This window comes from Janthinobacterium sp. CG_23.4, from assembly GCF_029892305.1.
Lineage (GTDB): Bacteria > Pseudomonadota > Gammaproteobacteria > Burkholderiales > Burkholderiaceae_D > Janthinobacterium > Janthinobacterium lividum_D.
This window is the reverse complement of record NZ_JARXUX010000001.1, coordinates 4723866-4748049: the sequence shown is the minus strand read 5'-3', so window position 1 is coordinate 4748049 and position 24184 is coordinate 4723866. Positions and strand designations below refer to the sequence as shown.

Sequence of the window (24184 nt, the reverse complement as noted above, 5' to 3'; positions counted from 1 at the left end):
GACTGGTTCGCGTGTTTTCGTAATTGCACCGTTCGATATTCGAGCCGCAGTCGAGTGTGCTGGCATTGAGGATGCGGATTACGTAAGACTTCGCGCTGTGCCGGAAAGCGAAACCAAGGCAAAAGTGAAGTTCGACCGGCAGATCATTGCTACGGCTATCGCACGCAGTGCCACGGTCATTTACACCGGGGATATTGGGCTCGCTTCTCGCGCTAAGCGTAACAACATTGAAGTTGTGATGACATGGGAGCTCTCGTTGCCGCCTGTCGATCCTCAATTTGAGCTTGAGTACGGGGACGAGGGAATGGGACACGTCGCGGTTCTATCTGCGCAAAGCATGAGTGAGTAACCGTCCCAGTAGTAGTACGAATCGAACCGTTAGCTGCGCTCATTCAGCGGGAAAATATTAGGGCCGCAAGGAAGACAATGATCGTAACGTGCTGATCCAGAAGCACCTGAGAACTGGCGTGTCAAGCTGGAACGAGATCATGGAACTTGTCGTGTGCAGTCGTGGTACCGTCGTAAGCGGCCAGCCGCCCCACCTATGAATTTGTAATCGGCCTCGTCACACTGGCGCTTTCGGTTATTTCGAGAGGGCAGATTGTGGTCAATTCAGAACGAGTAAAGATCTGGCAAGAACGTCTGGCGCAATGGCGAGCGAGTGGCTTGTCGCAGCGCGCGTTCGCACTCAAACACGACATCCCGTTTCGGCAGGTCGGCTACTGGGCTCGGCGGCTATCAGGTGGGCAAATGGCGCTGGCGCCGGCACTGATGCCTGTGCGGGTTGTGCCGGCGCCGGCCCCCGCAGCCCCCCTCAGCCTGCGCAGCGAGCAAGGCTGGACATTGACGCTGCCACGCGATGTACCGGCCAGCTGGCTGGCCGAACTGATGCGGGCGCTGTGATACAGCTGTCCGCCGAGGCGATCTGGCTGGCAACGGCAGCGGTCGACATGCGCACCGGAATCGATGGCCTGTCGCTGCACGTGCAGCAGGCGCTGGGGCGCCCACCGTGCGACGGCACGGCCTACGTGTTCGCCAACCGCCGCCGCACCCGCCTCAAGTTGGTGTGCTGGGACGGCACCGGCGTGTGGATGTGCGTGCGCCGCCTGCATCGTGGACAGTTCATCTGGCCGCAGGCCGACGCAGCGAGCTGGCAGATCAGCGCCGAGCAATGGCGCTGGCTGGTCGCCGGGGTGGACTGGCAGCGTCTGTCGGCGCCAGCGCCGGCGCAGTGGCGACTGTGACGACGTCATCTGTTTTACTTGTAAACGCCCCCTCGGCCCGGTAAACTACCGTGCATGGACCTGCTCAACGAACTTGCCCGCACCGACATCGATCCAGCCTTGCTGGCGCAGGTGCAGGCGCTGTTCGCGCAACAGCAGGCCAAGCTGGCCGAGAAGGACTTCAAGATCACGGCACTGACGCACGAACTGGCCTACTACCGGCGAGTGCGTTTCGGCAAGGCCAGCGAGGCGCTGGTCGGCGAACAACGCCTGCTGTTCGAGGAAACGGTCGACATGGACCTGGCCGCCATCGAAGAGGAACTCGAAGGCCAGGCGCCGGCCAAGCCGCGTCGCAAGCGCGCCGGGCGCCAGCCGCTGCCGCCAGAATTGCCGCGTATCGAGCACCGCCATGAACCCGAGTCGTGCCAGTGCGGCCAATGCGGCGCCGAGCTGGTCAAGATCGGCGAGGACGTCAGCGAGCAACTGGATGTGGAGCCAGCGCGTTTCTTCGTGCATCGCCACATTCGCCCACAGTACGCGTGCCGTCCGTGCCAGACGGTGACGGCCGCGTTGATTCCGCCGGCCGTGATCGATGGCGGCATGGCCGCCGTTGGCCTGCTGGCGTGGATCGCGGCCTGCAAATACCTGGATCATCTGCCGCTGTACCGGATCGAACAGATCGCCGCCCGCCAGGGCGTGCCGCTGGCCCGCTCGACGCTGGCAGAGTGGATCGGGCGCATCGGCGTGGCCCTGCAGCCGCTGGCCGATCGGCTGGCCGAACTGTTGCGGCAACAGGCCTGCCTGCATGCCGACGAAACCCCGGTGCGCCAGCTCGACCCCGGCAGCGGCAAGACCCGTCACGCTTACCTGTGGGCTTACCGCTCCGGCGTGCATGACGGTGGTCCGCCCATCATCGTGTTTGACTACCAGACCAGCCGCGCTGGCGCCCATGCGCGCGCCTTCCTGCAGGGCTGGCGCGGCCATCTGATGGTGGACGACTACGCGGGTTACAAAGCCCTGTTCGCTGGCGGCCCCACCGAACTGGCTTGCCTGGCGCATATCCGGCGCAAGTTCTTCGACGTGCATGCCGCCAGCGGCAGCCCGGTCGCCGAAGAAGCACTGCGCCGCATCGCGGCGCTGTACGCGATCGAGCAACAAGGCGCGGGACTCGATCCGCCGCAACGTCTGGCGCTACGCCAGCAATTGGCGATGCCGGGGCTGGTCGAACTGCATGCCTGGCTGCTGGCGACGCAGCGTGCCGTCGCCGTCGGCAGCGGCACGGCCAAGGCCGTCGATCATGCACTCAAGCGCTGGCCGGCGCTGGAACGCTATGCCAATTCAGGCACGCTGCCGATCGACAACAATCCGGTCGAGAACGCCATTCGTCCGATCGCCATCGGCAAGAAGAACTGGCTGTTCACCGGCTCGGAGCGCGCCGGCCGCCGCGCCGCAGCGATCCAGAGCCTGTTCGCCACCGCCAAGCTCAACGGCCTTGACCCGGCACGCTGGCTGGCCAGCGTCCTGGAACGTCTCCCGACGTGCCCCAACAGCCAGATCGACTCGCTGTTGCCATTCCCGGACTCTACCCAACGCTGAACACGCTGTACAGGTGGGGCGGCTGGCCGCTTACGTACCGTCGCCAAACAGGCGGCTCTTTTGAAGGCTGACACTAACAGCTGAGGAAATAGTTCTCAGCACATTACAACGATGTGGCATGTTAGAAAAACAAATGTTAATGTGTTGCCACTTCTCAACATTGCTCAGGAATCGGGGATTGCATTCATGCAACTTATTCAAGGTATTGAAATCGCGTATTTCCGTTCTATCTACAAATTTCAGCTGAACGATTGTGCCGACGTGAATGTACTATTTGGTCGAAACGATGCCGGGAAAAGCAATGTCTTGAGGGCGCTTAACCTCTTCTTCGATGGGAAAACTAACCCACAGCAGGCATTTAACTTTATTCGAGATTTTTGTCACGCACGACTAGCCGAGGCCCAAGCTCAACGAGGGGGGGACATAAGAAAGTTTGTTTATGTGAAGATCTGGTTCCGCACTCCGATAAATTGGCGTCCGTCCTTGGGCGAAAGTTTTTGGGTAAAAAAACAATGGAGTGTGACGGCAGAAACTGCTCCGCAGATTACTTCCTCTCTCGGCTCGCAACCTAGAGATCAGATGCATTTGACCAGATTTCTCAATAAGGTTAGGTTCCATTACATTCCAGCAATTAAAGACAGAAAGATCTTCGAGCATCTCCAGGCTGAAATCTATCGTGTAATTTCGCGACAGGCTGAATTTCACGGCTCATTGACGGAATTCACTCGAACTCTAAGAGAATCGACAGATGATCTTACTGCTGGTTTGTTGGCAACGCTCGGCATTCAAAGTGCCGTCTCAACACCAGGTGACCTTACGGACCTATTCCGATCCCTTGACTTCATAACGACCTCGGAAGCAGGCGATTCATACAGTCTGACATTGCAACGCGGCGATGGCGTTCAGGTGAGGCATATTCCCCCAATTCTGGCATTCTTGTCAGATCATAGCGCGGCGGATTATCACATATGGGGCTTTGAAGAGCCTGAAAATTCCTTGGAGCTGGCGAACGCAATCGTTGAAGCTGAAACGTTTCGCAACTTGGCGCAGCAGCCAAACAAGCAGATTTTCCTGACCAGCCATAGTCCTGCGTTCTTCTCTTTGGAAGGAGATGATGTGCGGAGGTACTTCGTCTCAAGGTCGGAGGAACGCAATGGCCGACTGACATCAACCGCAAGTCCGATTCAAGTTGGCGGCGCATTCCCAAGTCAGTTGATGGGCGAAACACCGCATTTGCCGGTTATAAGTGCATATTTGACGGCGGCACACGAGGAGATTCAGCGTCAGACTACAGTAAGCGCCGAGTTGGCTCAGCAGATTGCAGACCAAGAGCGACCTATCGTATTCGTCGAAGGTGATAGTGATAAGTTGGTTTTTGAAAAAGCGTGGGCGATCCAAATTGGACTACCCCTGCCGGTGGTTTTCATGTCTGCAGGCGGAACTACCAAGATGGAGGGCCTCGGCAAAGATGGCCCTGTCCTTAACAGGTTAGCTCCTCAGCGGAAGGTCTTCGCATTGGTAGATAACGATGCTGAAGGACGCGATGTCTATAGTACGAGCAGGTTAGCGCCAGGCAGCCGTTGGTATCAAAATACTTCCAACAAGGTGTATTGGTGTAGGCTACCGTTCGAGCCTGGCTTGGAGGCTGTCATGCGTCATTTGCGAATTCCTGAAAACAGGTGGCCTGGGAGTTTGGAAAACCTATTTGCGCCAGTGCTAAGGGAACGTGCAGTGCAAGCAGGCGCGCTCGCGCTATCGGGGTCCCCTCACGCGGAGCTGTGCTCGCCGGAGATAATTCCCAAGGTCACACCTTACCTCACCCATCGTGACGACTTGGGGCACTACCACATCCTAACTCCAACTGCGGAAAGTAAGGTGACCTTCGCAGAATGGATAGTGGAATTGGCCGATGAACAGCCTGAAATATTAGAACCACTAAGGCCGTTGTTAGTGCATCTGCAAGGATTGGTCGGCGGCGCGGCCTGACTGCGTATTCCGGTCAACGGCCAAAATCGGTCACGATAGACCGGAATGGCTGGTCACGATGTGGTGGTCAAGTAATTTCGGACACAACGATAGGTTCATGTGCTGCCATTTTTCGTTCGTAGACGGTGGGCGGCAGCTTGGGAAAAATCTTGGGAAAAATTATCCCCGATTTTCTTCCCAACCTTTCTTTCGCTTGCCTAATTCTACATGTGGGAATATGATGTAGATTCAAGGAGTTACAGTAAAATAAGCCAGTTTTCGTAGTCGTCTAACGAGCCTCCGAAGCCAAGGGTCGTGGGTTCGATCCCCGCCAGCCGCACCAAAAATCTTCAATAAAATCAACGATTCGCATCGAAATTTCCGATGTTTACTTGGCGTTGAGTTGCTCATGGACTTTCCAAGCAAGCGATAAGTAAGCGATAAGTAAGCAGCTTCAAACGAGCATTTACTGCACCGTGTAGTGCAAATCCTCGTACCCTGCGCTGCGCAGCATTACTTGATCGCCCGATGCAAATTGAACACCTTCACGAAAGCCGATTTCAACCTTTGCGCCCGGAGCGACTTGCAACGATAGCTGCTTGACGGCTTGGGTGGTTGGGTTGCTGGTAGCCATGAGTAGCGACAGGTGGCGTGCTGATGTGATGAGCGGCAGTGAAGGGAGAAGACTTCGGCCTGTGAAGTGCAGCGTTCACACAGTGTCGGGTGAAGTCATTGATTGCGAAACTAAAACCGACTTTGAGACAAGGGGACGCGCGGTTTGCTGCGCAATGCCATGCTGACCGGCGGCGCCGTCGGTGTGGAAGCTTCGCTGGTGACGGTCTTGCTGCTCAGTACCGTTGCCGCGTACGTGCTGCGCCTGGCCTTTTCCAGCGCAGCACGTACGCCGCGAAACTAGGCCGCTGCGCCCGCTTATTGGCCCGTCACCACCGGCGTGGTGCCGCTACTGGCGACCCACTCGATCAACGCATCGACGGCTGCGCGGCCATTGCCGTTGCCCACTAGGTCGCTATTGATCATGGCGACCACCACGCACAGTTGATTGTTGGCATCGGGTACGTAGCCGGCGATGGCCACCACATTTTTTAATGTGCCCGTCTTGATGCGCGCGCGCGCGGCGGCCGGGCTGTTCAACAGGCGCTTGCGCATGGTGCCGTCCAGCGCGACGATGGGCAGGCTGGACTGGAATTCGGGCGCCCACGCACTTTGCTGCATCGCTTGCAGCACGCCGGCCAGTTGCGCTGGCGTAATGCGTCCCGTGCGTGACAAGCCGGAACCGTTGTCGACCAGCATGCCCTGGGTGTCGATATGGTGCCGCTGGAACCATTGCTCGATGACTAGCCGCGCCCGGTTGGCGGTGTCTTCCGGCGCCGCCAGGGCGACGGGACGGCTGCCCAGCCAGCCATCGCTTTGCAAGCTGCCTAGGCTCAGGAACAGGGTGCGGGCCAGGGTGTTGTCGGAGGTCTTGTTGATGTCGCGCAAGACCTCTGGCAAGGCGCGTGACACATGATCGGCCAGTATGCGCGTGCCGACCGGTTCGGCCGTCGGCGGCAAGCCCGTATACGGCGCTTCGCGCACCGTACCCGTGAGCGTGCCACCCAGGCGTTTCCAGGTGGCGCGAAATAGCCTGTCCGCATAATCGTTGCGGTCGAGCACATTGATGCTGGTGGCCTTGCTGCAGTTTTGCGGGAAGCTGCCGTGCAGTATCACTTGCAACTTGCCGCTTGTATCGCGCCGGTATTCGGGTGGGCGCCAGCCATCTTCCCACCGGGCGCAGCTGGCCTTGATCAGTTTCATGTCGCTGCTGATGCTGACATTCTCAAGCGGCGGCTGCATGAGGATGCTCAATTGCCGGTCCGTCGAGCTCATGCTGATATCGAGCAAATTGGTATTGAGTAACAAGGCATCGGGGATGACGTTGTAGCGTAACTCGGCCGACTCGTCGAACGGCTGCGCGCCAACATCGGGCCGGGCTGGCTGGAAGAGCTGGCGGTCGAGGATCAGATCGCCCTTGATTTTCACGATGCCCTGATTGCGCAGGGTTTGCAGCATGTGTGTCAGTGCGTCCGCATTGAAATCCGTGTCGGCGCCGCCGCGCAGGATCAGGTCGCCCTTCAGCACGCCATTGATGACGTCGGCGCTGGTGCGCAGCTCCGTGCGGCCGCGGAAGATGGGGCCCAGTTGCTCCAGGCCCACGGCCGTCGTCACCAGCTTCATGGTGGATGCGGGCTGCATGCTGCGTTCGGCCCCATGCGACAGCACGCTGGTGTTGCCACGCAAGACAATGGCGCCGATGGCGTCTTCGGGAATATTCGCGCTGCGCAGCAGCAGGCTGACGGATTCGGGCAATTGCGCCTGTGCATGGGACAGGCCGATACCCGTGAGCAAGGCGGCGATGAGGAGGGGACGAATCATGGCGCTCCTTAGTGGAAAAAGACGTAGGCGACAAAGACGGCCGTGACCACGCCAGCCAGATCCGCGATGAGGCCGGCCGTGATCGCATAGCGCGTCTTGCGGATGCCTACCGAGCCGAAGTACAGGGCCACGATGTAGAAGGTGGTGTCGGCCGAACCCTGGAAGACGCATGCCAGGCGACCGACGAAGGAGTCGACGCCGTAGGTATTCATGGCGTCGATCATCATGGCTTTCGAGCCGGAGCCGCTGAGCGGCTTCATCATGGCGGTCGGTAGGGCGGGCACGAAATCCGTGTTGATGCCCAGGTTGGCGAAGAACCAGTTCATGCCGCTCATCAGGAAATTGAACACGCCCGCGTTGCGGATCACGCTGATGGCCACCAGCATGCCGACCAGGTAGGGAATCACGGTAATCGAGGTCTGTATGCCGCCTTTCGCTCCCTCGATGAAGGCGTCATACACGTTCACCTTCTTGCGCAAGGCGCCGATGATGAAGATGGCGATGACGCTGATCAAGACCAGGTTGCTGACCACTTTCGACACCAGTTCGATTTCCTGTTTCGTCAGGTATTGCGTGAAGTACCAGATCATGGCGACGATGGCGCCCGTCATGCCGCCCATCCAGCCCAGCACGACGCGGTTGAGCAGGTTGATGCGTTGCTTGATGGATACCGTGATGATGCCGACCATGGTGGCCACATAGGTGGCGATCATGCAGGGGATAAAGATGTCGGACGGGTCGGCCGCGCCGAGGATGGAGCGCTGCGCCATGATGGCCAGCGGAATCAGCGTCAGGCCCGAGGTGTGCAGCACCAGGAACATGATTTGTGCATTCGTCGCCTCTTCCTTGTTCGTGTTCAAGGTTTGCAGGCTTTCCATGGCTTTCAAGCCGAAGGGCGTGGCCGCATTGTCCAGGCCCAGCAGGTTGGCCGAGAAATTCATCACCATGTGGCCGGTGGCCGGATGGTCTTTCGGAATTTCCGGGAAGATGCGCGAAAAGAAAGGCGCGATCACTTTCGCCAGCCAGCCGACGATGCCTGCCTTTTCACCGATGTTCATGATGCCCAGCCATAAGGTCATCACGCCCGCCAGCGGCAGGGCGATATCCATCACGCCCATGCGCGCCGTCTCGAACGTGCCATCGATGATGCGCTTGAAGATATCGGTATCGCCGAGAAACAGCCATTGCAGCACTGCGGCCAGGAAGCCAACGAGGAAAAAGCCGGACCAGATGTAATTAAGTGCCATATGCGATCAGTTTGGTGTGACGGAGAGGTGAAAGGAGCTGCAAGCAAAGTATAGAGGCAGCCCGACACGCGTTGATGAAAGAATGCAGCAATCACATGCCAAAAAGTTATAAGCTGGCAGCCTGTTTTGATTGGCGCCCCGTACTGTGCCCGAGTAGTGCCGGTGATGCCCGTTCTTCACGTTTGTTTGTTAGCCCTGTCTGCACTGGATCCTGATGATGTTTTTACGCAAAACCGCCTGCGCCGCCAGCCTGGCCCTGTTGACGCTCTTCACCGCGCCCGCGCATGCCGCCACCGATGCGCGCGCGCGCGCGAACAAGACCCTGCATTTGTTTTTGAGCACCAGCGAGACGGGCTTGGACCCGGCCGTGGCGTCCGACCTGGCCAGCTTGAACTTGATGGAAAATATCTTTGACCCGCTGCTGCGCTATGACTACCTGGCGCGCCCGGTGCAGCTGCAGGGCAATACGGCGCGTGGTTTGCCGAGTGTGGACGATGGCGGACGCAGCTATACCTTTCACTTGCAGCCCGGTATTTTCTTCACGCCCGACCCCGCCTTCAAGGGCCAGCCGCGCGAAGTGACGGCGCAAGATTATGTCTACAGCCTGACGCGCTTGTATGACCCCAGCCTGAAGTCGCCGTGGCTGTTCTTGCTGGAAGACAAGCTGGTCGGCGACGCGGCCTTGAAAACCAAATTCAGCTACGACACGCCGATCGCCGGCTTGCAGGCGCTGGACAAATATACCTTGCGCATCCGCTTGAACGGCGTCGACCCGAACTTCCTGTTTTACCTGGCCATGCCAGCGACCGCCGTGGTGGCGCGCGAAGTGGCCGAAGCGTATGCGGCGCCGGGGCAGATCGGTAACCATCCGGTCGGCACGGGGCCATTTCTGGTGAAGCAATGGCAGCACAGCGACAAGATCGTGCTGCAAGCCAATCCGACGTTCCGTCCTACCGTGTTGCATACGGATGCCAAGGCGCTGGCTGCCTTGCCGCCCGATGCGCGCGCCATCGCCGCCGCGCTGGAAGGCAAGCGCTTGCCCCTGGTCGAGCGCATCGAGGTGCGCATCGTGGAGGAGTATCAATCGCGCATGCTGGGTTTTCTGAAAGGCGAATTCGATTACCTGGAACAAGTGCCGGAATCGATGACGGACATGGTGCTGGAAAACGGTGCGCTCAAGCCGGCGCTGGCCGCCAAGGGCTTGCAGCTGACGCGCTTTCCCGTGCTGCAAACGTATTACATGTGGATGAACATGGACGACCCTGTGCTGGGCGGCAAGAGCAAGGATAAGCTGGCCCTGCGGCGCGCCATCGCCCTCAGCTACAACAGCCGTGAAGACATCGCGCTGCTCAAAAATGGCCTGGCCTTGCCGGCGCAATCGCCGCTGCCGCCCAATGTGCTCGGTTACGACCAGCACTACCGCAGCCCAGTCGGCTACGACCCGGTGCTGGCGCGCGCCCTGCTGGAACGCTTTGGCTACAAGGCGGGCGTCGACGGTTTTCGCACGCAGCCCGATGGCACGCCCTTGACTTTGACCATGCACACGGAGCCGAGCACGGTGGGACGGCTGCGCGATGAGCTGTGGCGCCGCAACTTGAACGCTATCGGCTTGCGCGTCGAATTTAAGAGCGATAAGAAGACGGAAATCATCAAGGCGTCGCGCCTGGGCAAGGTGCAAATGTTCGAGACCAACTGGATCGCCGACTTCCCCGATGGTGATAACTTTATGCAGCTGTTATATGGCGGCAACGTTGGCCGCGCCAACTATGCCCGCTTCAACTTGCCCGATTACAATAAGCGCTATGAGGAGGCGCGCCTGCTATCGGATACGCCGCGCCGACGCAGCCTGTACTTCGACCTGTTCCAGCTGATCCACGCGTACACGCCGTGGGTGTTGCTGACGCATCCCATCTCTGCCGACCTGCAGCAACCATGGCTAAAAAACTACAGGCGCCACCCCGTCGAATTCACCTCCTGGCGTTACCTGGATGTTGATCCCGCCAGGGGCCGCCCTTGAATGTGTCGGCCGTCTGCTAGCGTACGGTGGGGCAGGGCGATTGTCAGTATGCTCGTGTGATGACGGGCGCGGCACGAGGCTGCGCCGCCTTCTTTAGCGTACCCGACATGATCAAGCGCCACGCCAGTAGCTATATCCTCAGCCATCCGCTGGCCTTCGCGCTGCAGGTGTTGAAGGGTTTCCGCGCCAACCAGGGCTTGCTGCTGGCGGGCGCCGTCGCGTATTACTCGCTGCTGTCCATCGTGCCCCTGCTGATGCTGGTAGTGGTCGCCCTGTCGCATGTGATTGCACAGGATGAATTGCTGCAAACCATGGGCCATTACCTGGAGTGGCTGGTGCCGGGGCAATCGAAGGCCATCGTGGCCGAAGTCGCGCATTTCCTCCAGAATCGGGGCGTGATCGGCTGGCTGTTGCTGCTGACCATGCTGTTTTTCAGCTCGCTGGCGTTTACCGTGCTGGAAAACGCCATGAGCGTGATCTTTATTCACCGCGTGGCCATCCGCCGCCGCCATTTCCTCATTTCCGCCGTGCTGCCGTATTGCTTCATCCTGTGCCTGGGCGTGGGTATTTTGCTCATCACCGTGGTGGCGGGCAGTCTGCAAGTGATGAGCGAGGAAAGCGTGCGTTTTTTGCGCCATGACTGGGGCTTGCAAGGCGTGTCCGGCGTGCTGCTGTATTTGCTGGGGCTGGCCGGCGAAATCCTCGTGCTCAGCGCGATTTACCTGGTCATGCCCGTGGGGCGCTTGTCGATCACGCATGCGCTGATCGGCGGCGTGACGGCGGCCCTGCTGTGGGAAATCGCGCGCCATGTGCTGGTCTGGTATTTTTCTACCTTGTCGCAGGTCAATGTTGTGTATGGCTCGATGACGACGGCCATCGTCGTCATGTTCAGCCTGGAAATCGGCGCCACCTTGCTGCTGCTGGGCGCGCAAGTGATTTCCGAATACGAAAGAGTGGCCCGCGGTGGCGAAGAAGACAAGCCGCTGGCGCTAAGGACTTGATTTAAAAAGATTATTGCGCTGCACAAAAGGCCGTGCTATACTCCGTTCAGTGATTGAGATTTGGCAGCAAATTATCTCACTATCCAGTTCAGCGCGGCGAGCGGCAGGTGTAATGTCGATGGCGTGACAGTGCGAAGAATGGATTTTGTAATTCCGGATACGATGGTCGCTACACCTTGGAGTCACTATGCAGATAGCATGGGAGTCCGACAATCAAGATGCACTTTGCAGATAGCACTGGCATCCATGACACGATTAAAGCATTGGTAATACATTGGAACGAAGCCCGCGACCGCGGGCTTTTTTTTCGTCTATTGAAAACCCAGCGGCGTAACCCCGGGGTCGTACCCTGCAGGGTACGACCCCAGCATTTGCCGTTGGGTTTACAACGCCCTTGCAATCAAAATCTTCTGGATATCGCTGGTGCCCTCGTAAATCTGGCACACGCGCACGTCGCGGTAAATGCGCTCGACGGGGAAGTCGGACACATAACCATAGCCACCGTGTACCTGGATCGCATCCGAGCATACTTTTTCCGCCATCTCCGAGGCAAACAGCTTGGCCATGGCCGCTTCCTTCAGGCAGGGCAGGCCTGCATCCTTCATGGCCGCTGCGTGGTGTATCAGCTGGCGTGCCGCTTCGATTTGCGTGGCCATGTCGGCCAGGCGAAATTGCACGGCCTGGTGTTCATAGATGGGTTTGCCGAAGCTTTCCCGTTCGCGCGCGTAGTGCAGGGCCGCTTCATACGCGGCGCGCGCCATGCCTACCGCTTGCGAGGCGATGCCGATGCGCCCGCCTTCCAGGCCGGACAGGGCGATCTTGTAGCCTTGCCCTTCTTCACCGATCAGATTTTCCGCCGGGATGCGGCAGTTGTCGAACAGGATTTGCGCCGTGTCTGACGAGTGCTGGCCCATCTTCTGTTCCAGTCCCGCCACGATGTAGCCGGGCGTGTTCGTCGCTACCCAGAAGGCGCTGATGCCGCGCTTGCCGGCCGTTTTGTCGGTCACGGCCATGACGATGGCCACGTCCGCATACTTGCCGCTGGTAATGAACTGTTTCGTGCCGTTGAGGACGTATTCATTGCCTTCGCGGGTGGCCGTGGTGCGCAGGGCCGAGGCATCGCTGCCTGTATGCGGTTCCGTCAGGCAAAACGCGCCCAGCATGGCGCCTTGCGCCAGCGGCCGCAGCCATTGTTCCTTTTGCGCCTCGTTGGCGTACATCATGGCGATGCTGCACACGGGACAATTGTTGACGGAAATGATGGTCGAGGTGCCGCCATCGCCGGCGGCGATTTCTTCCAGCACCAGCGCCAGCGATACGTAGTCGAGGCCGGCGCCGCCCAACGCTTCCGGCACGGCTACGCCAAAAGCGCCCAGCGCGGCCAGTTCCTGCAATTGTTCTTTCGGGAAATGATGTTCCTTATCCCAGCGGGCCGCGTTGGGGACCAGGCGCTCGCGCGAAAAACTGCGCAGCGCTTCCTGGATCATTGTCTGTTCTTCATTGAGTATCATGGGACGTCGTCTCGTTGTTTTTATAGGGTGTGCGTACGTATTACCAGGCGATGGGTTTGCCATCGTAGTTGCAGAACACGGCCTTGTCCGTGGCCGGCAGGCTGGCCAGGGTGGCGCGCATGTCGGCAGCGCTTTCCTCTGGCGAAATATCGGCGTCGGCCCCGCCCATGTCGGTGCGTACCCAGCCCGGATGGAACGCCACGCAGCTGACGCCTTGCGGGCCATGCACGAGGGCCGTGTCGATCAGCACGGAATTTAAGGCAGCCTTGCTGGCGCGGTACAGCGAACCGTTGGGGTTGCTGCGCTCGCCCAAGGAGCCCATGTGCGAGGACAGCACGGCCAGTTTGCCTTTGGCATCGAGCATCAGTGGTGCCAATATCGGCAGCAGCCGCATGGCTGCCAGCACGTTGGTGTGCATGACGGCATCAAAATCTGCTTGCGCAGGACAAGCGTCCTGACGCGGGCCATACAGGCCTGCGTTGAGGATAGCCACGTCGAGCTTTTCACCGTCGAGCTTCCTGCCCAGGCCGGCACAGCCTTGCATATCCGTCACGTCAAGCTGGTGCGCTTCCACGCCCATTTGCCTGAGGGCATCGCAAGCGTCCGCTGTGCGCGCCGTGGCGATCACTCGCCAGCCATCGTGGCGGTATTGGCGGACGATTTCGTGGCCGATGCCGCGCGAGGCACCGATGATCAAGGCGGTAGGCATGTGTTCTCCCTGGAATGAATGAAAGGGCGCGCACCGGGCAATGATGGCCGTGCGCGCCCGTGCTTGCGTGCAGCTTATACCAGTTCGATCGCCATCGCCGTCGCTTCGCCACCGCCGATGCACAGGGCTGCTACGCCGCGCTTGCCGCCGGTTTTCTTCAAGGCGCCCAGCAGGGTGACGATGATGCGCGCGCCCGAGGCGCCGATCGGGTGGCCCAGCGCGCATGCGCCGCCGTGGATGTTGATCTTGCTGTGCGCAATGTCGAGGTCGTGCATGGCGGCCATCGGCACGGCGGCGAAGGCTTCATTGATCTCGAACAAGTCCACCTTGCTGCTGCTCCAGCCCGTTTTGGCGTACAGCTTCTTGATGGCGCCGATGGGTGCCGTGGTGAATTCGTTCGGTGCCTGCGCGTGCGTGGCGTGGCCGTGAATTCTTGCGATGACGGTGCAACCGAGCTTTTTCGCCGTCGATTCGCGCATCAGCACGAGGGCGGCTGCGCCATCGTTGATCGACGAAGACGAGGCGGCCGTGATGGTGCCATCTTTCTTGAAAGCGGCTTTCAAGGTCGGGATTTTTTCCAGGCGGGCTTTTTGCGGGCCTTCATCGATGCTGACGATGGTGTCGCCGCCGCGCCCGGAGACGGTCACGGGCACGATTTCCCATGCGAAACTGCCATCCTTGGTGGCCGCCTGCGCGCGTTTTACCGATTCGATGGCAAACGCATCCTGCGCTTCGCGCGTGAAGCTGTATTGGCTCGCGCATTCTTCGGCAAACGTGCCCATCGAGCGTGCATTGCCCTTTTCATCGCGGCTGTAGGCGTCTTCCAGGCCATCCATCATCATGTGGTCGTAGATCATGCCGTGGCCGATGCGGTAGCCGCCGCGCGCCTTCGGCACCAGGTAGGGGGCGTTGGTCATCGATTCCATGCCACCGGCCACCACCACGTCGGCGCTGCCGGCGAGCAAGGTGTCGTGCGCGAACATGGTCGTTTGCATGGCCGAGCCACACATTTTCGACAGCGTCACGGCGCCCGTGGAGTCCGGCAAGCCAGCCTTGCGCAAGGCTTGGCGCGCGGGCGCCTGGCCCTGGCCGGCCATCAGGCAATTGCCGAAATACACGTGTTCAATGGCTTCCGGCGCTACGCCGGCCCGTTCCACGGCGGCGCGGATGGCCACGGCGCCCAGATCGCTGGCGCTGAGGTTGGCAAAATCGCCCTGGAAGGCGCCCATGGGGGTGCGCGCGGCACCGACGATTACGACTGGATCATGCATATTGGATCTCCGGTTGGGGTTTGGGGTGGTGCTTGCATACAAAAACGCAGATGTTGCGGATACGGGAAGACGTCCTCGATATGGCCGTCCTCGATGCGTTGCTTGCGCGCCTGCCAATACTGCGCCGTCAGCAGGTCGGCATGGTGCTGCATGAAATAGCTGCGGATGCGGGGATTGCCCAGCAAGAAGGTGCCGAATTGCTCCGGAAACACATCATGCTTGCCGATCGGATACCACGCTTCGGCCGACATTTCCTCTTCTTCCGTACGCGCCTGGGGGATGACGCGGAACTGGCAATCGGTGATGTATTCGATTTCATCGTAATCGTAAAATACGACGCGTTGATGACGGGTCACGCCAAAGTTTTTATACAGCATGTCGCCCGGAAATATATTCGCCGCCACCAGCTCCTTGATGGCGTTGCCGTACTCCATGATGGCGTGCTCGACCAGGTCATCGCGGCCTTCCTTCTCGGCATTGCTCAGCCACATGTTCAGCGGCACCATGCGCCGCTCGATGTACAGGTGGCGGATGATGACCTGCTCCTGGTCTTCTTCGATCAGCGAGGGGGCGAACTGCTTGAGCTCGGCCAGCAGTTCTTCGGCAAAGCGGGCGCGGGGAAAGGCCACGTTGGAATACTCGAGCGTGTCGGCCATGCGGCCCACGCGGTCATGGTGTTTTACCAGCAGATATTTTTGCTGGACTTGTGCACGCGTGGTTTCCTTGGGCGGCGGGAAAAAATCCTTGATGACCTTGAAGACATAGGGAAACGACGGCAGGGCAAACACCAGCATCACCAGGCCGCGGATGCCGGGCGCGCTTTCGAAGTGGTCCGATGAGTGCTTCAGATGCTGCAGGTAGTCGCGGTAAAACAGCGTCTTGCCCTGTTTTTGCAGGCCCAGTATTGTATAAATTTCGCTGCGCGGCTTGCGTGGCAGCAAGCTGCGCAGGAATTGCACATAGGCCGACGGCACTTCCATATCGACCATGAAATAGGCACGCGTGAACGAAAACAGTAGGGCAATGTGCTGCTGCTCGAACAGTACCGTGTCGAGTGCCAGCTTGCCGTGGCGGTTGTGCAGGATAGGCACGACAAACGGGTATTCGCGGTTGCCGTTGATGCCCTTGCCGACCAGATAGGCGCCCTTGTTGCGGTAGAACAAACTGGTCAAGACCTGGAGTTGGTGGTTCGGCTCCAGTCTGTCCTCGCCGAACAGTTGCTGCAGGCGCGCTTCCACCTGGGCTACGTCACGCTCCAGGTTGGCAAATTCGCAGTCCAGCTGGAAGTTGCTGAGCATGCGCGTCAGGGTGTGGCGCAAGCCATCCTTGCCGGGGTAATACACGCGGTAGGTGGGCAGCGGATCGTGCGTTTCGATGTATTCCGTCGAAACCACGGGTCGCACGAAAATATAGTCGTTGTTGAAATACGTGCGGTGCAAAATGTTGCAGCAGACGGAATTGAAGAAAGTTTCCGCCAGTTCCGGCTGCTTGTGCTCGCTCAGCATGCCGATGTAGTGCAGCTTGAGTTCGCGCCACACTTCATCGCTCAGCTCCGACTCTTCGTACTCATCTTCGAGCATTTGCACGCATTCCTGCACGCGCTTGTCGTAAAAGTCGATGCGTTCGCGGGCCGCCGCCTGTGCCGCAGCCCAGTCGCCTTGCTCGAAATACCGCTTGGCGTGCTGGCTGCTTGCGCGGAACAGACGGTAATGCTTGTCAAAGCCGTCGCGGATGGTGCGCGCGATATCGAATGCAATCTGTGAAGAAAGCAATTTTGGGAAGGCAATTTGCGTCATAGTTGTGCTCGCATGAATGGCGCATCACCCAGTCGATTGCCGCGCGCCCAGGCTTACTTGGTTTCCGCAAACAATTCGCGGCCTATCAGCATGCGGCGGATTTCGCTGGTCCCGGCGCCGATTTCATACAGCTTGGCATCGCGCCACAGGCGGCCGGCCGGATACTCATTGATGTAGCCGTTACCGCCCAAGGCCTGGATCGCTTCGCCTGCCATCCAGGTCGCCTTCTCTGCACTATACAGAATGGCGCCGGCCGCATCCTTGCGCAACTGGCGCACGGCTTCCGGCGTGGTGGCGCGGTCGCATGCCTGGCCCACGGCATACACATAGGCCTTGCACGCCATCATGGTTGAATACATGTCGGCCAGTTTGCCTTGCATCAATTGGAATTCGCCGATGGCTTGGCCGAATTGCTTGCGGTCATGCACGTAGGGCACGACCAGGTCCATGCACGCCTGCATGATGCCCAGCGGACCGCCGGACAATACGGTGCGCTCGAAATCGAGGCCGGACATCAGCACGTTGACACCCTTGCCCAGGCCGCCGAGCACGTTTTCGGCGGGCACTTCGCAATCCTGGAATACCAGCTCGCCCGTGTGCGAGCCGCGCATGCCCAGCTTGTCGAGCTTTTGTGCGATGGAAAAGCCCTTGAAATTCTTTTCGATCAGGAAAGCCGTCATGCCGCGCGGGCCCGCTTCCAGGTCGTTTTTCGCGTACACCACCAGCACGTCCGCGTCGGGCCCGTTGGTGATCCACATCTTGGTACCGTTCAAGACCCAGCGGTCACCCTTGAAGTCGGCGCGCAGTTTCATGCTGACGACGTCCGAGCCCGCGTTCGGCTCCGACATGGCCAGGGCGCCGATGTGCTCGCCCGTGATCAGTTTCGGCAGGTATTTCGCCTTTTGCTCGGCCGTGCCATTGCGCTTGATCTGGTTGACGCACAGGTTCGAGTGGGCGCCGTAGGACAGGCCGACGGAAGCCGAGGCGCGCGAGATTTCTTCCATGGCGATGATGTGCGCCAGATAGCCCATGCCGGCGCCGCCGTATTCTTCGCTGACGGTGATGCCGAGCAAGCCCATCTCGCCCATCTTGCGCCACAGGTCCATGGGGAACTGGTCGGTACGGTCGATTTCGGCCGCACGCGGCGCGATTTCGGCGGCGGCAAATTGTTGGATTGCTTCTCTTAGGGAAGCGATGTCGTCGCCGTGGTCAAAGGTCAAGCCTGGGAGATGGAGCATGTCGTCCTCGTCGTTATAAGTGTGGCGTTCATGGACGCCGGGTCAGTGAAGCTATGATACTCAGTTGTGACGTTTACGTAAACGTAAAGTGAGGCGCGTAAAGTGAAGCGTATAAAGTGAGCCGCATAAAGTGAGACGCATAAAGTGAAGCGTGGCAGGCGCTGCACGTGCTGCCAGCGCCTGCCGCCCGGCCATTCAGTTTGTTGGCGCCGCTTCCATGTTCAAGTCTGCCAGCATGCGCGCGCAGGCGTCTTCATGCGCGCTGATTTCCGCCAGCGCCATTTCGATATCGATGCGCTGTTGCTCCAGGGTCTGCCGGTGCTGCGCCAGCACGCCCAGGAAACGGTCCATTTGCGCGCGCGTGTCCTTTGGCGATTCGTACATGTCGACCAGGCTCTTGATCTCCGACAGCGCCAGTCCCAGGCGCTTGCCGCGCAGGGTCAGTTTGAGGCGGGTGCGGTCGCGCGGCGTGTAGACGCGGCTGCGCCCGCCCGCGCCTTCGCGTTTCGGGCTGAGCAAGCCTTGGTCTTCATAGAAACGGATGGCGCGCGCCGTGATGTCGAATTCCCGCGCCAGTTCGGTGATGGTATAGGTCGTCATTGCTGCGGACGGTGTCAGTTGCATGGGTGATCTGTCGCTAAATGGGGTGCTGTGGGGCAGGCGGGTGGCAAAGTACCGTTGACGTTAACGTCAATACTATTGTAGCGCGCCCTGGCCGTGCTGCAATAAAGAAAGGTGAGGCGATGAACATAGAAATTTGGTTAATTGGATAACAGTTACTGAAAATAAATTGATTCCTCTTACGCAAACACGCTTAAGATCGAGAGTTGGTGGCCAAGATGACAGCAAAAAGAGCTTTCCTGGCACAACGGCGACATTCTTTTCGCTGTGATGGCAGTAAAATTTTTTGGCACAGATTCTTTCCATTAGGAACGATCAAAAAACAACGTTTACTATAAGCAACTTGTGCAAATTATTTCCATTTTGAAAATAACATGACCCTTCTGGAAATTTTGTCTACAAGAAATTGTATGGCATGGGCATCGCATGTATCGGCAGAGGAGGGCATCGTGCGATACCGTACGTTGTCATGCCAAACCGAATCTTTGAATCGTGCCTGTGTGCAAAAATCAAGGATAGCCGCGAATCTGACTGACGTGATGCAGAATCGCAAGAGAAAATTCGGACTATATTTGTATCCGAAAAGCCCGGCCGGAGTGTTAATTGTTAATTTTTTCTCTTTGATAATGTAACAATCTGTCTAGTCATTCAAGAAACTGACTTTCATGTTACAACATGAAATAGTACACCTATGAATTCTTCTAACGAACGCGAAAGCTTTAGCCAGCGACTTCAGTTGGCTCTCAAAAACGCCCATTACTCTCCAGACAGCCCGACCAGACTGGCTCGGGAATTCAACATCCGTTTCGACGGACGCCCGATTACCGTGCATGCAGCTAGGAAATGGTTAGTAGGTGAAGCAATTCCCACGCAAGAAAAATTGCGCATGATTGCCCAATGGCTGGGCGTTCCGGCGGAATGGTTGCGTTTTGGCGGCTCCGAAAGCGCTACGCCGAAGGGCGAAGCGGGCAGTGCTTTATCACGTTTTGAATCTGCCGACGTGAAATTAATTGCTGATTTGCAAAGACTAGATGAGCATCATCGTCAAATCGCGCGAGAATTTATTCGCATGCTGGTCAGAGTTAACTACCAAAAGTAAGTATACAGGCCCACTCCGGTCGGCGCCGTCGGCTTTTCGCTGGCGCTGCTCCCCCCCTGTCCTTTTATTTGTGCAGCGTCATACTGGAGACATGATTGTGCCAAATAATAAGACCTCGCATGTTGCGCTGCAGCGGAATTATTTGACGATAATCCCGTACGCAGCGGCGCAGCGGCTAATACCAGCGCATAATCAGCGCAGAAGTAGCCAGTTCATCCACGACGGAGCCGAGCATTTGAGCCATCCTATGAAAAGTAACTACAGCAATACCGCGCAGCTGAAGGACTTGATGACCGTGCCCCCCATGACTGCCGCACAACATGCGGAAGTGATGCGCAAACGGATCGCCCACCGCAGGATGGTTGAAGAAGCCAGGGATTTGAAGCGGGCGAGTGCGCACCAATTCGACCAACGGTGAAGGATGCCTGAGCAACACCGCTACGCGTCGGCAGAGGCGGTCAGCGGTGCTCACCGTGCTTGAGCACGGTTGCGCTTCTCAAGCACCTCTTCCTTGCGCTCGCTACGCGTTTATCAGGCATCGTGATGTGCGTAGTTTGTCACGTAGTTAGTCAGTTTGTGACGGCTGGTCTGGGGTTTTCAAACCATTCCAGCGTGGCGCCAGGCCGTGCTCGATGCCCAGCAAGTCGATGATGCGTGCCACCGTATGGTCAACCATCTCGGCGATGCTGCGCGGGTGGTGGTAGAAACTCGGGAGTGGCGGGAAGATGATGCCGCCCATTTCGGTCACGGCGGTCATATTGCGCAGGTGTGCCAAGTTGAATGGCGTTTCGCGCACCATCAAAATCAGGCGCCGGCGTTCCTTGAGCGCCACATCGGCTGCCCGCGTAATCAAATTATCCGACAAGCCATGCGCCACGGCTGCCAGGGTCTTCATCGAGCACGGCGCGATGACCATGCCGTCCGATTGAAACGAGCCGCTGGCGATACTCGCGCCGATATCGCGCTGTTTGTGCAACACGTGCGCCTGCGCTTCGATTTCCTTGCGTCCCAAGCCAGTTTCCTGGTGCAGGGTGAGTACAGCCGCATCCGACAAGACCAGATGCGTCTCGACGCCTGGAATGGCGCCGAGCAATTGCAGCAGCCGCAAGCCATATACGGCACCTGTGGCACCCGTGATGGCGATGACGATACGGCGCGGCCGCGCAACTGGAAGATCAGGCATCGAGCAGGGACTTCAGTTCGCCCGATTCAAACATTTCATTCATGATATCGGAACCACCGATAAACTCGCCTTTGACATACAGTTGCGGGATGGTAGGCCAGTTCGAGTAATCCTTGATGCCTTGGCGCACTTCCGGGTCATCGAGCACGTTGACGGTGGCGATGTTTTCCACGCCGCACGCCTTCAGGATCTGGATGGCGCGGCCGGAAAAGCCGCACTGCGGGAACTGGGCCGTGCCCTTCATGAACAGCACGACCGGCGTGCTTGTCACGGTTTCTTTGATCCAGGTTTGTACGTCGCTCATAGCTGCCTCTGATGGGTAAATAAATAGATGCCGTCATTTTATAAGAAAACGACGCTACGGGTATGGGCTCAAGTCATAAATCGGGTGAGTCAGCCACGTTGGCGTTGATGTTGGCAGTCTATAACTGCCGGCCCAGGCACACCGATTGTGCCGCGCCCACGTATTTGCCCCAGGCAAGCACGGGCACATAGCCGTGTTTGGCATAAAACGCCACCGCGCTGGCATTCGCCACGCGGGTGGACAGGTGCACGGCCTGGTAGCCATGTCTGCGCGCCTGCACTTCCACATGGGCTAGCAGGGCCGCGCCCACGCCGCTGGCGCCGGGGCGCGCATACATGCGCTTGAGTTCGCCTATGGCGCTGTCCGCTTCGCCCAGCGGCCTAAGGGCGGCGCAGCCGAGCAGGTTTCCAGCACCGTCGCAGGCCAGGTAAAAGCCGCCGCGCGGCGTTGCCGCTTCGATATCGAAGGAAGACCGGCCACTGTCGCCATTCAGGCGCAGCAGCACGTCCGACAATTCGTTGAGCAGCAACTGCGCCCCGGCACTGGCGGGGTCCACCGCCAGGATGACAAGGTCATGCCTGGCGGCCATGATGGGCTTAACCGCGCAGCTTGGCGAACGCGGCGGCCATGCTGCCGGCCGGTTCGGGCGCGTTGCGTGACTGCGACTGGTGCTGTGCCATGCTGCGACGGTCGTTGCGGTCGCCCTTTTGCTCGGGCTTGCTACCGGCTTGCGGCGCGCTGTCCGTCAAGCGCATGGTCAGCGCGATGCGCTTGCGCTTTTCATCGACTTCCAGCACTTTCACGCGCACGACCTGGCCAGCTTTCACCACCGTGTGCGGGTCCTTGACGAAGGTACTCGACAGGGCCGAGATATGCACCAGGCCATCCTGGTGCACGCCGATGTCGACAAAGGCGCCAAAGGCGGCCACGTTGGTGACCACGCCCTCTAAAATCATGTCCGGGCGCAAGTCGCGGATTTCTTCCACGCCTTCCTTGAAGGTGGCGGTGGTGAACTCCGGACGCGGGTCGCGGCCCGGCTTTTCCAGTTCCTTCAAAATATCGGAAATAGTTGGCACGCCAAACGTTTCATCCGCATATTTTGCGGGGTTGAGGGTTTTCAGCAGCGCCGTTTCGCCGATGACGGCTTGGATGTCCTTCTTGATGTCGGCCAAAATCTTTTCCACCAACGGGTACGATTCCGGGTGGACGGCCGAGGCGTCCAGCGGATTGTCGCCGCCCGTTACGCGCAAAAAGCCGGCCGCCTGCTCGAAGGTTTTATCGCCCAGGCGCGGCACGGCCTTTAACGCCGCGCGCGAGGTGAACGCGCCTTTCATGTCGCGGTAGCTGACGATGCTTTGCGCGACGCTGGCCGACAGGCCGGAGACGCGCGCCAGCAGCGGCGCCGAGGCCGTATTGACGTCCACGCCGACGGCGTTTACGCAATCTTCCACCACGGCATCGAGCGAGCGGGCCAGCTGGCTTTGACTCACGTCATGCTGGTACTGGCCCACGCCGATGGATTTCGGGTCGATCTTGACCAGCTCGGCCAGCGGATCTTGCAGGCGGCGCGCAATCGAGACGGCGCCGCGCAAGGACACATCCATGTCCGGCAATTCTTTCGAGGCGAACTCGGACGCCGAATACACCGACGCGCCCGCTTCCGAGACGACGATCTTCGTCATCTTCGCTTCCGGGTGCTGCTTGATCAAGTCTTGCGCCAGCCTATCCGTTTCGCGCGAAGCGGTGCCGTTGCCTATCGAGATCAAGGAAACATTGTGTTTGGCGGCCAGGCGGCCCAGCGTGTGCAAGGAGCCATCCCAGTCATTCTTCGGCTGGTGCGGGTAGATCACGGCCGTATCGACTACCTTGCCGGTGGCATCGACCACGGCCACTTTCACGCCCGTGCGCAAGCCCGGGTCCAGGCCCATGGTGGCGCGCTGGCCGGCCGGCGCTGCCAGCAGCAGCGCCTTCAAATTGGTGGCAAACACGTTGATGGCGTCGAGTTCCGAACGTTCGCGCAGCGCACCCATCAGTTCCGTTTCCAGGTGCATGAAGCTTTTCACGCGCCAGGTCCAGCGTGCCGTATCAAGCAGCCATTTGTCGGCCGGGCGGCCGAGGTTCTTGATGCCGAAGCGCACGGCGATGCGGCCTTCACACGGGTTGTGCGGCGCATCCCATTTCGGTTTTTCCGCTTCCGTATCGAGGCGCAGGGTAACGTCGAGGATGCCTTCGCGGCGGCCGCGCAGCAGGGCCAGCGCGCGGTGCGATGGCACGCTCGAAATGGTTTCCGAATAGTCGAAATAATCGGCGAACTTTTCGCCTTCGTCCTGCTTGCCTTGCACCACTTTCGATTCGACGATCCCGTGTTCTTGCACGTATTGGCGCAAGGTTTGCAGCAAGGTTGCGTCTTCGGCGAAACGTTCCATCAGGATCTGGCGCGCGCCGTCGAGAGCTGCCTTGGTGTCGGCCACGCCCGGGTTGTTGCCGTCGGCACTGGTAAATGCTTCGCGCAGGAACTTGCCCGCTTCCATTTCCGGCGTCAGTTCCGGGTTTTCCAGCAAACCGTCGGCCAGCGGCATCAAGCCCGCTTCGATGGCGATCTGCGCCTTCGTGCGGCGCTTTTGCTTGTAGGGCAAATACAAATCTTCGAGGCGCGTCTTATCTTCCGCGTGCATGACGGCATCGAGCAGCTCGGGCGTCATCTTGTTCTGTTCCGTGATCGACGCCACGATGGCGGCGCGCCGCTCTTCGAGTTCGCGCAGGTAGCGCAAGCGCTCTTCGAGCAGGCGCAGCTGGATATCGTCGAGGCCGCCGGTCGCTTCCTTGCGGTAACGGGCGATGAAGGGGACGGTCGCGCCTTCGTCGAGCAGTTCGATGGCGGCGGCAACCTGCACCGGTTTGGCGACAAGTTCAAGGGCAAGGCGTTGTTCGATAGTGGGCAGCATGGTTGTTTCCAGAGCGATCAAGCCT

General features: G+C 59.1%; 23 protein-coding genes. 10 read left to right on the top strand and 13 right to left on the bottom strand.

Features of this window, described 5'->3' with window-relative positions:
- Positions 1-97 precede the first annotated feature (97 nt).
- The 5 genes from H4V96_RS21245 to H4V96_RS21225 all read left to right on the top strand — a co-directional run bounded on the left by H4V96_RS21245 (position 98) and on the right by H4V96_RS21225 (position 4805).
- Positions 98-349, top strand: coding sequence for a hypothetical protein (locus H4V96_RS21245; protein WP_280721146.1), 252 nt, complete (start codon positions 98-100; stop codon positions 347-349).
- 401 nt (positions 350-750) lie between these two features.
- Complete coding sequence (locus H4V96_RS21240; protein WP_196857117.1) at positions 751-903, top strand: hypothetical protein; 153 nt, start codon at positions 751-753, stop codon at positions 901-903.
- The gene (gene tnpB, locus H4V96_RS21235) at positions 900-1244 is read left to right on the top strand and encodes an IS66 family insertion sequence element accessory protein TnpB (RefSeq protein WP_196857162.1); all 345 of its coding nucleotides are present in this window, start codon (positions 900-902) and stop codon (positions 1242-1244) included. The genes H4V96_RS21240 and tnpB overlap by 4 nt, the downstream gene beginning before the upstream one ends.
- A gap of 54 nt (positions 1245-1298) precedes the next feature.
- Positions 1299-2819 (top strand): IS66 family transposase, encoded by a 1521-nt coding sequence (locus H4V96_RS21230; protein ID WP_196857161.1) that lies wholly within the window; start codon positions 1299-1301, stop codon positions 2817-2819.
- A gap of 141 nt (positions 2820-2960) precedes the next feature.
- Positions 2961-4805 carry a hypothetical protein gene (locus H4V96_RS21225; protein WP_280721145.1) on the top strand — a complete coding sequence of 615 codons (1845 nt, stop codon included), beginning with the start codon at positions 2961-2963 and terminating at the stop codon, positions 4803-4805.
- Between the two features lie 445 nt (positions 4806-5250).
- On the opposite strand, the gene H4V96_RS21220 is transcribed toward H4V96_RS21225, so the two are convergent.
- Positions 5251-5418, bottom strand: a complete 168-nt coding sequence (locus tag H4V96_RS21220; RefSeq protein WP_196856527.1) for a hypothetical protein — start codon at positions 5416-5418, stop codon at positions 5251-5253.
- A 144-nt stretch (positions 5419-5562) separates the two neighbouring features.
- On the opposite strand from H4V96_RS21220, the gene H4V96_RS21215 reads away from it, so the two are divergent.
- Positions 5563-5700, top strand: a complete 138-nt coding sequence (locus H4V96_RS21215; protein WP_157998781.1) for a hypothetical protein — start codon at positions 5563-5565, stop codon at positions 5698-5700.
- Positions 5701-5714: 14 nt separating this feature from the next.
- Here H4V96_RS21215 and dacB read toward each other — a convergent pair whose 3' ends face one another.
- Together dacB and H4V96_RS21205 are read right to left on the bottom strand one after the other, a co-directional pair.
- Complete coding sequence (dacB, locus tag H4V96_RS21210) at positions 5715-7217, bottom strand: D-alanyl-D-alanine carboxypeptidase/D-alanyl-D-alanine-endopeptidase (protein WP_280721144.1); 1503 nt, start codon at positions 7215-7217, stop codon at positions 5715-5717.
- 8 nt (positions 7218-7225) lie between these two features.
- A complete protein-coding gene (locus H4V96_RS21205; protein WP_196856529.1) occupies positions 7226-8464 on the bottom strand; it encodes a nucleoside recognition domain-containing protein in 1239 nt (412 codons plus the stop codon).
- A gap of 217 nt (positions 8465-8681) precedes the next feature.
- Here H4V96_RS21205 and H4V96_RS21200 point away from each other — a divergent pair, with 217 nt between their 5' ends.
- Together H4V96_RS21200 and H4V96_RS21195 are read left to right on the top strand one after the other, a co-directional pair.
- Positions 8682-10481 carry an ABC transporter substrate-binding protein gene (locus H4V96_RS21200; RefSeq protein WP_196856554.1) on the top strand — a complete coding sequence of 600 codons (1800 nt, stop codon included), beginning with the start codon at positions 8682-8684 and terminating at the stop codon, positions 10479-10481.
- 107 nt (positions 10482-10588) lie between these two features.
- On the top strand, positions 10589-11482 hold the full coding sequence (locus H4V96_RS21195; protein WP_196856555.1) for a YihY/virulence factor BrkB family protein: 894 nt from the start codon (positions 10589-10591) through the stop codon (positions 11480-11482).
- Between the two features lie 383 nt (positions 11483-11865).
- On the opposite strand, the gene H4V96_RS21190 is transcribed toward H4V96_RS21195, so the two are convergent.
- The 6 genes from H4V96_RS21190 to H4V96_RS21165 all read right to left on the bottom strand — a co-directional run bounded on the left by H4V96_RS21190 (position 11866) and on the right by H4V96_RS21165 (position 18607).
- The gene (locus H4V96_RS21190; RefSeq protein WP_010402171.1) at positions 11866-12993 is read right to left on the bottom strand and encodes an acyl-CoA dehydrogenase family protein; all 1128 of its coding nucleotides are present in this window, start codon (positions 12991-12993) and stop codon (positions 11866-11868) included.
- A gap of 40 nt (positions 12994-13033) precedes the next feature.
- Positions 13034-13702: an SDR family oxidoreductase gene (locus tag H4V96_RS21185; protein ID WP_196856530.1), complete on the bottom strand. Its 669-nt coding sequence runs from the start codon at positions 13700-13702 to the stop codon at positions 13034-13036.
- A gap of 74 nt (positions 13703-13776) precedes the next feature.
- A complete protein-coding gene (locus H4V96_RS21180) occupies positions 13777-14973 on the bottom strand; it encodes an acetyl-CoA C-acyltransferase (protein ID WP_196856531.1) in 1197 nt (398 codons plus the stop codon).
- A complete protein-coding gene (gene aceK, locus H4V96_RS21175; protein WP_196856532.1) occupies positions 14955-16769 on the bottom strand; it encodes a bifunctional isocitrate dehydrogenase kinase/phosphatase in 1815 nt (604 codons plus the stop codon). Before aceK ends, H4V96_RS21180 begins: the two co-directional genes overlap by 19 nt.
- Before the next feature lie 53 nt (positions 16770-16822).
- On the bottom strand, positions 16823-18007 hold the full coding sequence (locus H4V96_RS21170) for an isovaleryl-CoA dehydrogenase (protein WP_196856533.1): 1185 nt from the start codon (positions 18005-18007) through the stop codon (positions 16823-16825).
- Positions 18008-18202: 195 nt separating this feature from the next.
- Entirely contained in the window at positions 18203-18607 is a 405-nt protein-coding gene (locus H4V96_RS21165) for a MerR family DNA-binding transcriptional regulator (RefSeq protein WP_196856556.1), read from the bottom strand.
- A gap of 712 nt (positions 18608-19319) precedes the next feature.
- On the opposite strand from H4V96_RS21165, the gene H4V96_RS21160 reads away from it, so the two are divergent.
- The gene (locus H4V96_RS21160) at positions 19320-19727 is read left to right on the top strand and encodes a hypothetical protein (RefSeq protein ID WP_196856534.1); all 408 of its coding nucleotides are present in this window, start codon (positions 19320-19322) and stop codon (positions 19725-19727) included.
- Positions 19728-19818: 91 nt separating this feature from the next.
- Complete coding sequence (locus tag H4V96_RS21155) at positions 19819-20145, top strand: hypothetical protein (RefSeq protein ID WP_196856560.1); 327 nt, start codon at positions 19819-19821, stop codon at positions 20143-20145.
- A 147-nt stretch (positions 20146-20292) separates the two neighbouring features.
- On the opposite strand, the gene H4V96_RS21150 is transcribed toward H4V96_RS21155, so the two are convergent.
- The 4 genes from H4V96_RS21150 to H4V96_RS21135 form a co-directional block, all read right to left on the bottom strand.
- The gene (locus H4V96_RS21150) at positions 20293-20910 is read right to left on the bottom strand and encodes a UbiX family flavin prenyltransferase (RefSeq protein WP_196856535.1); all 618 of its coding nucleotides are present in this window, start codon (positions 20908-20910) and stop codon (positions 20293-20295) included.
- On the bottom strand, positions 20903-21214 hold the full coding sequence (grxD, locus tag H4V96_RS21145; RefSeq protein ID WP_010402157.1) for a Grx4 family monothiol glutaredoxin: 312 nt from the start codon (positions 21212-21214) through the stop codon (positions 20903-20905). Before grxD ends, H4V96_RS21150 begins: the two co-directional genes overlap by 8 nt.
- A gap of 118 nt (positions 21215-21332) precedes the next feature.
- Positions 21333-21803: a GNAT family N-acetyltransferase gene (locus H4V96_RS21140; RefSeq protein WP_196856536.1), complete on the bottom strand. Its 471-nt coding sequence runs from the start codon at positions 21801-21803 to the stop codon at positions 21333-21335.
- A gap of 7 nt (positions 21804-21810) precedes the next feature.
- Positions 21811-24159 (bottom strand): Tex family protein, encoded by a 2349-nt coding sequence (locus tag H4V96_RS21135; protein WP_010402154.1) that lies wholly within the window; start codon positions 24157-24159, stop codon positions 21811-21813.
- Positions 24160-24184 lie beyond the last annotated feature (25 nt).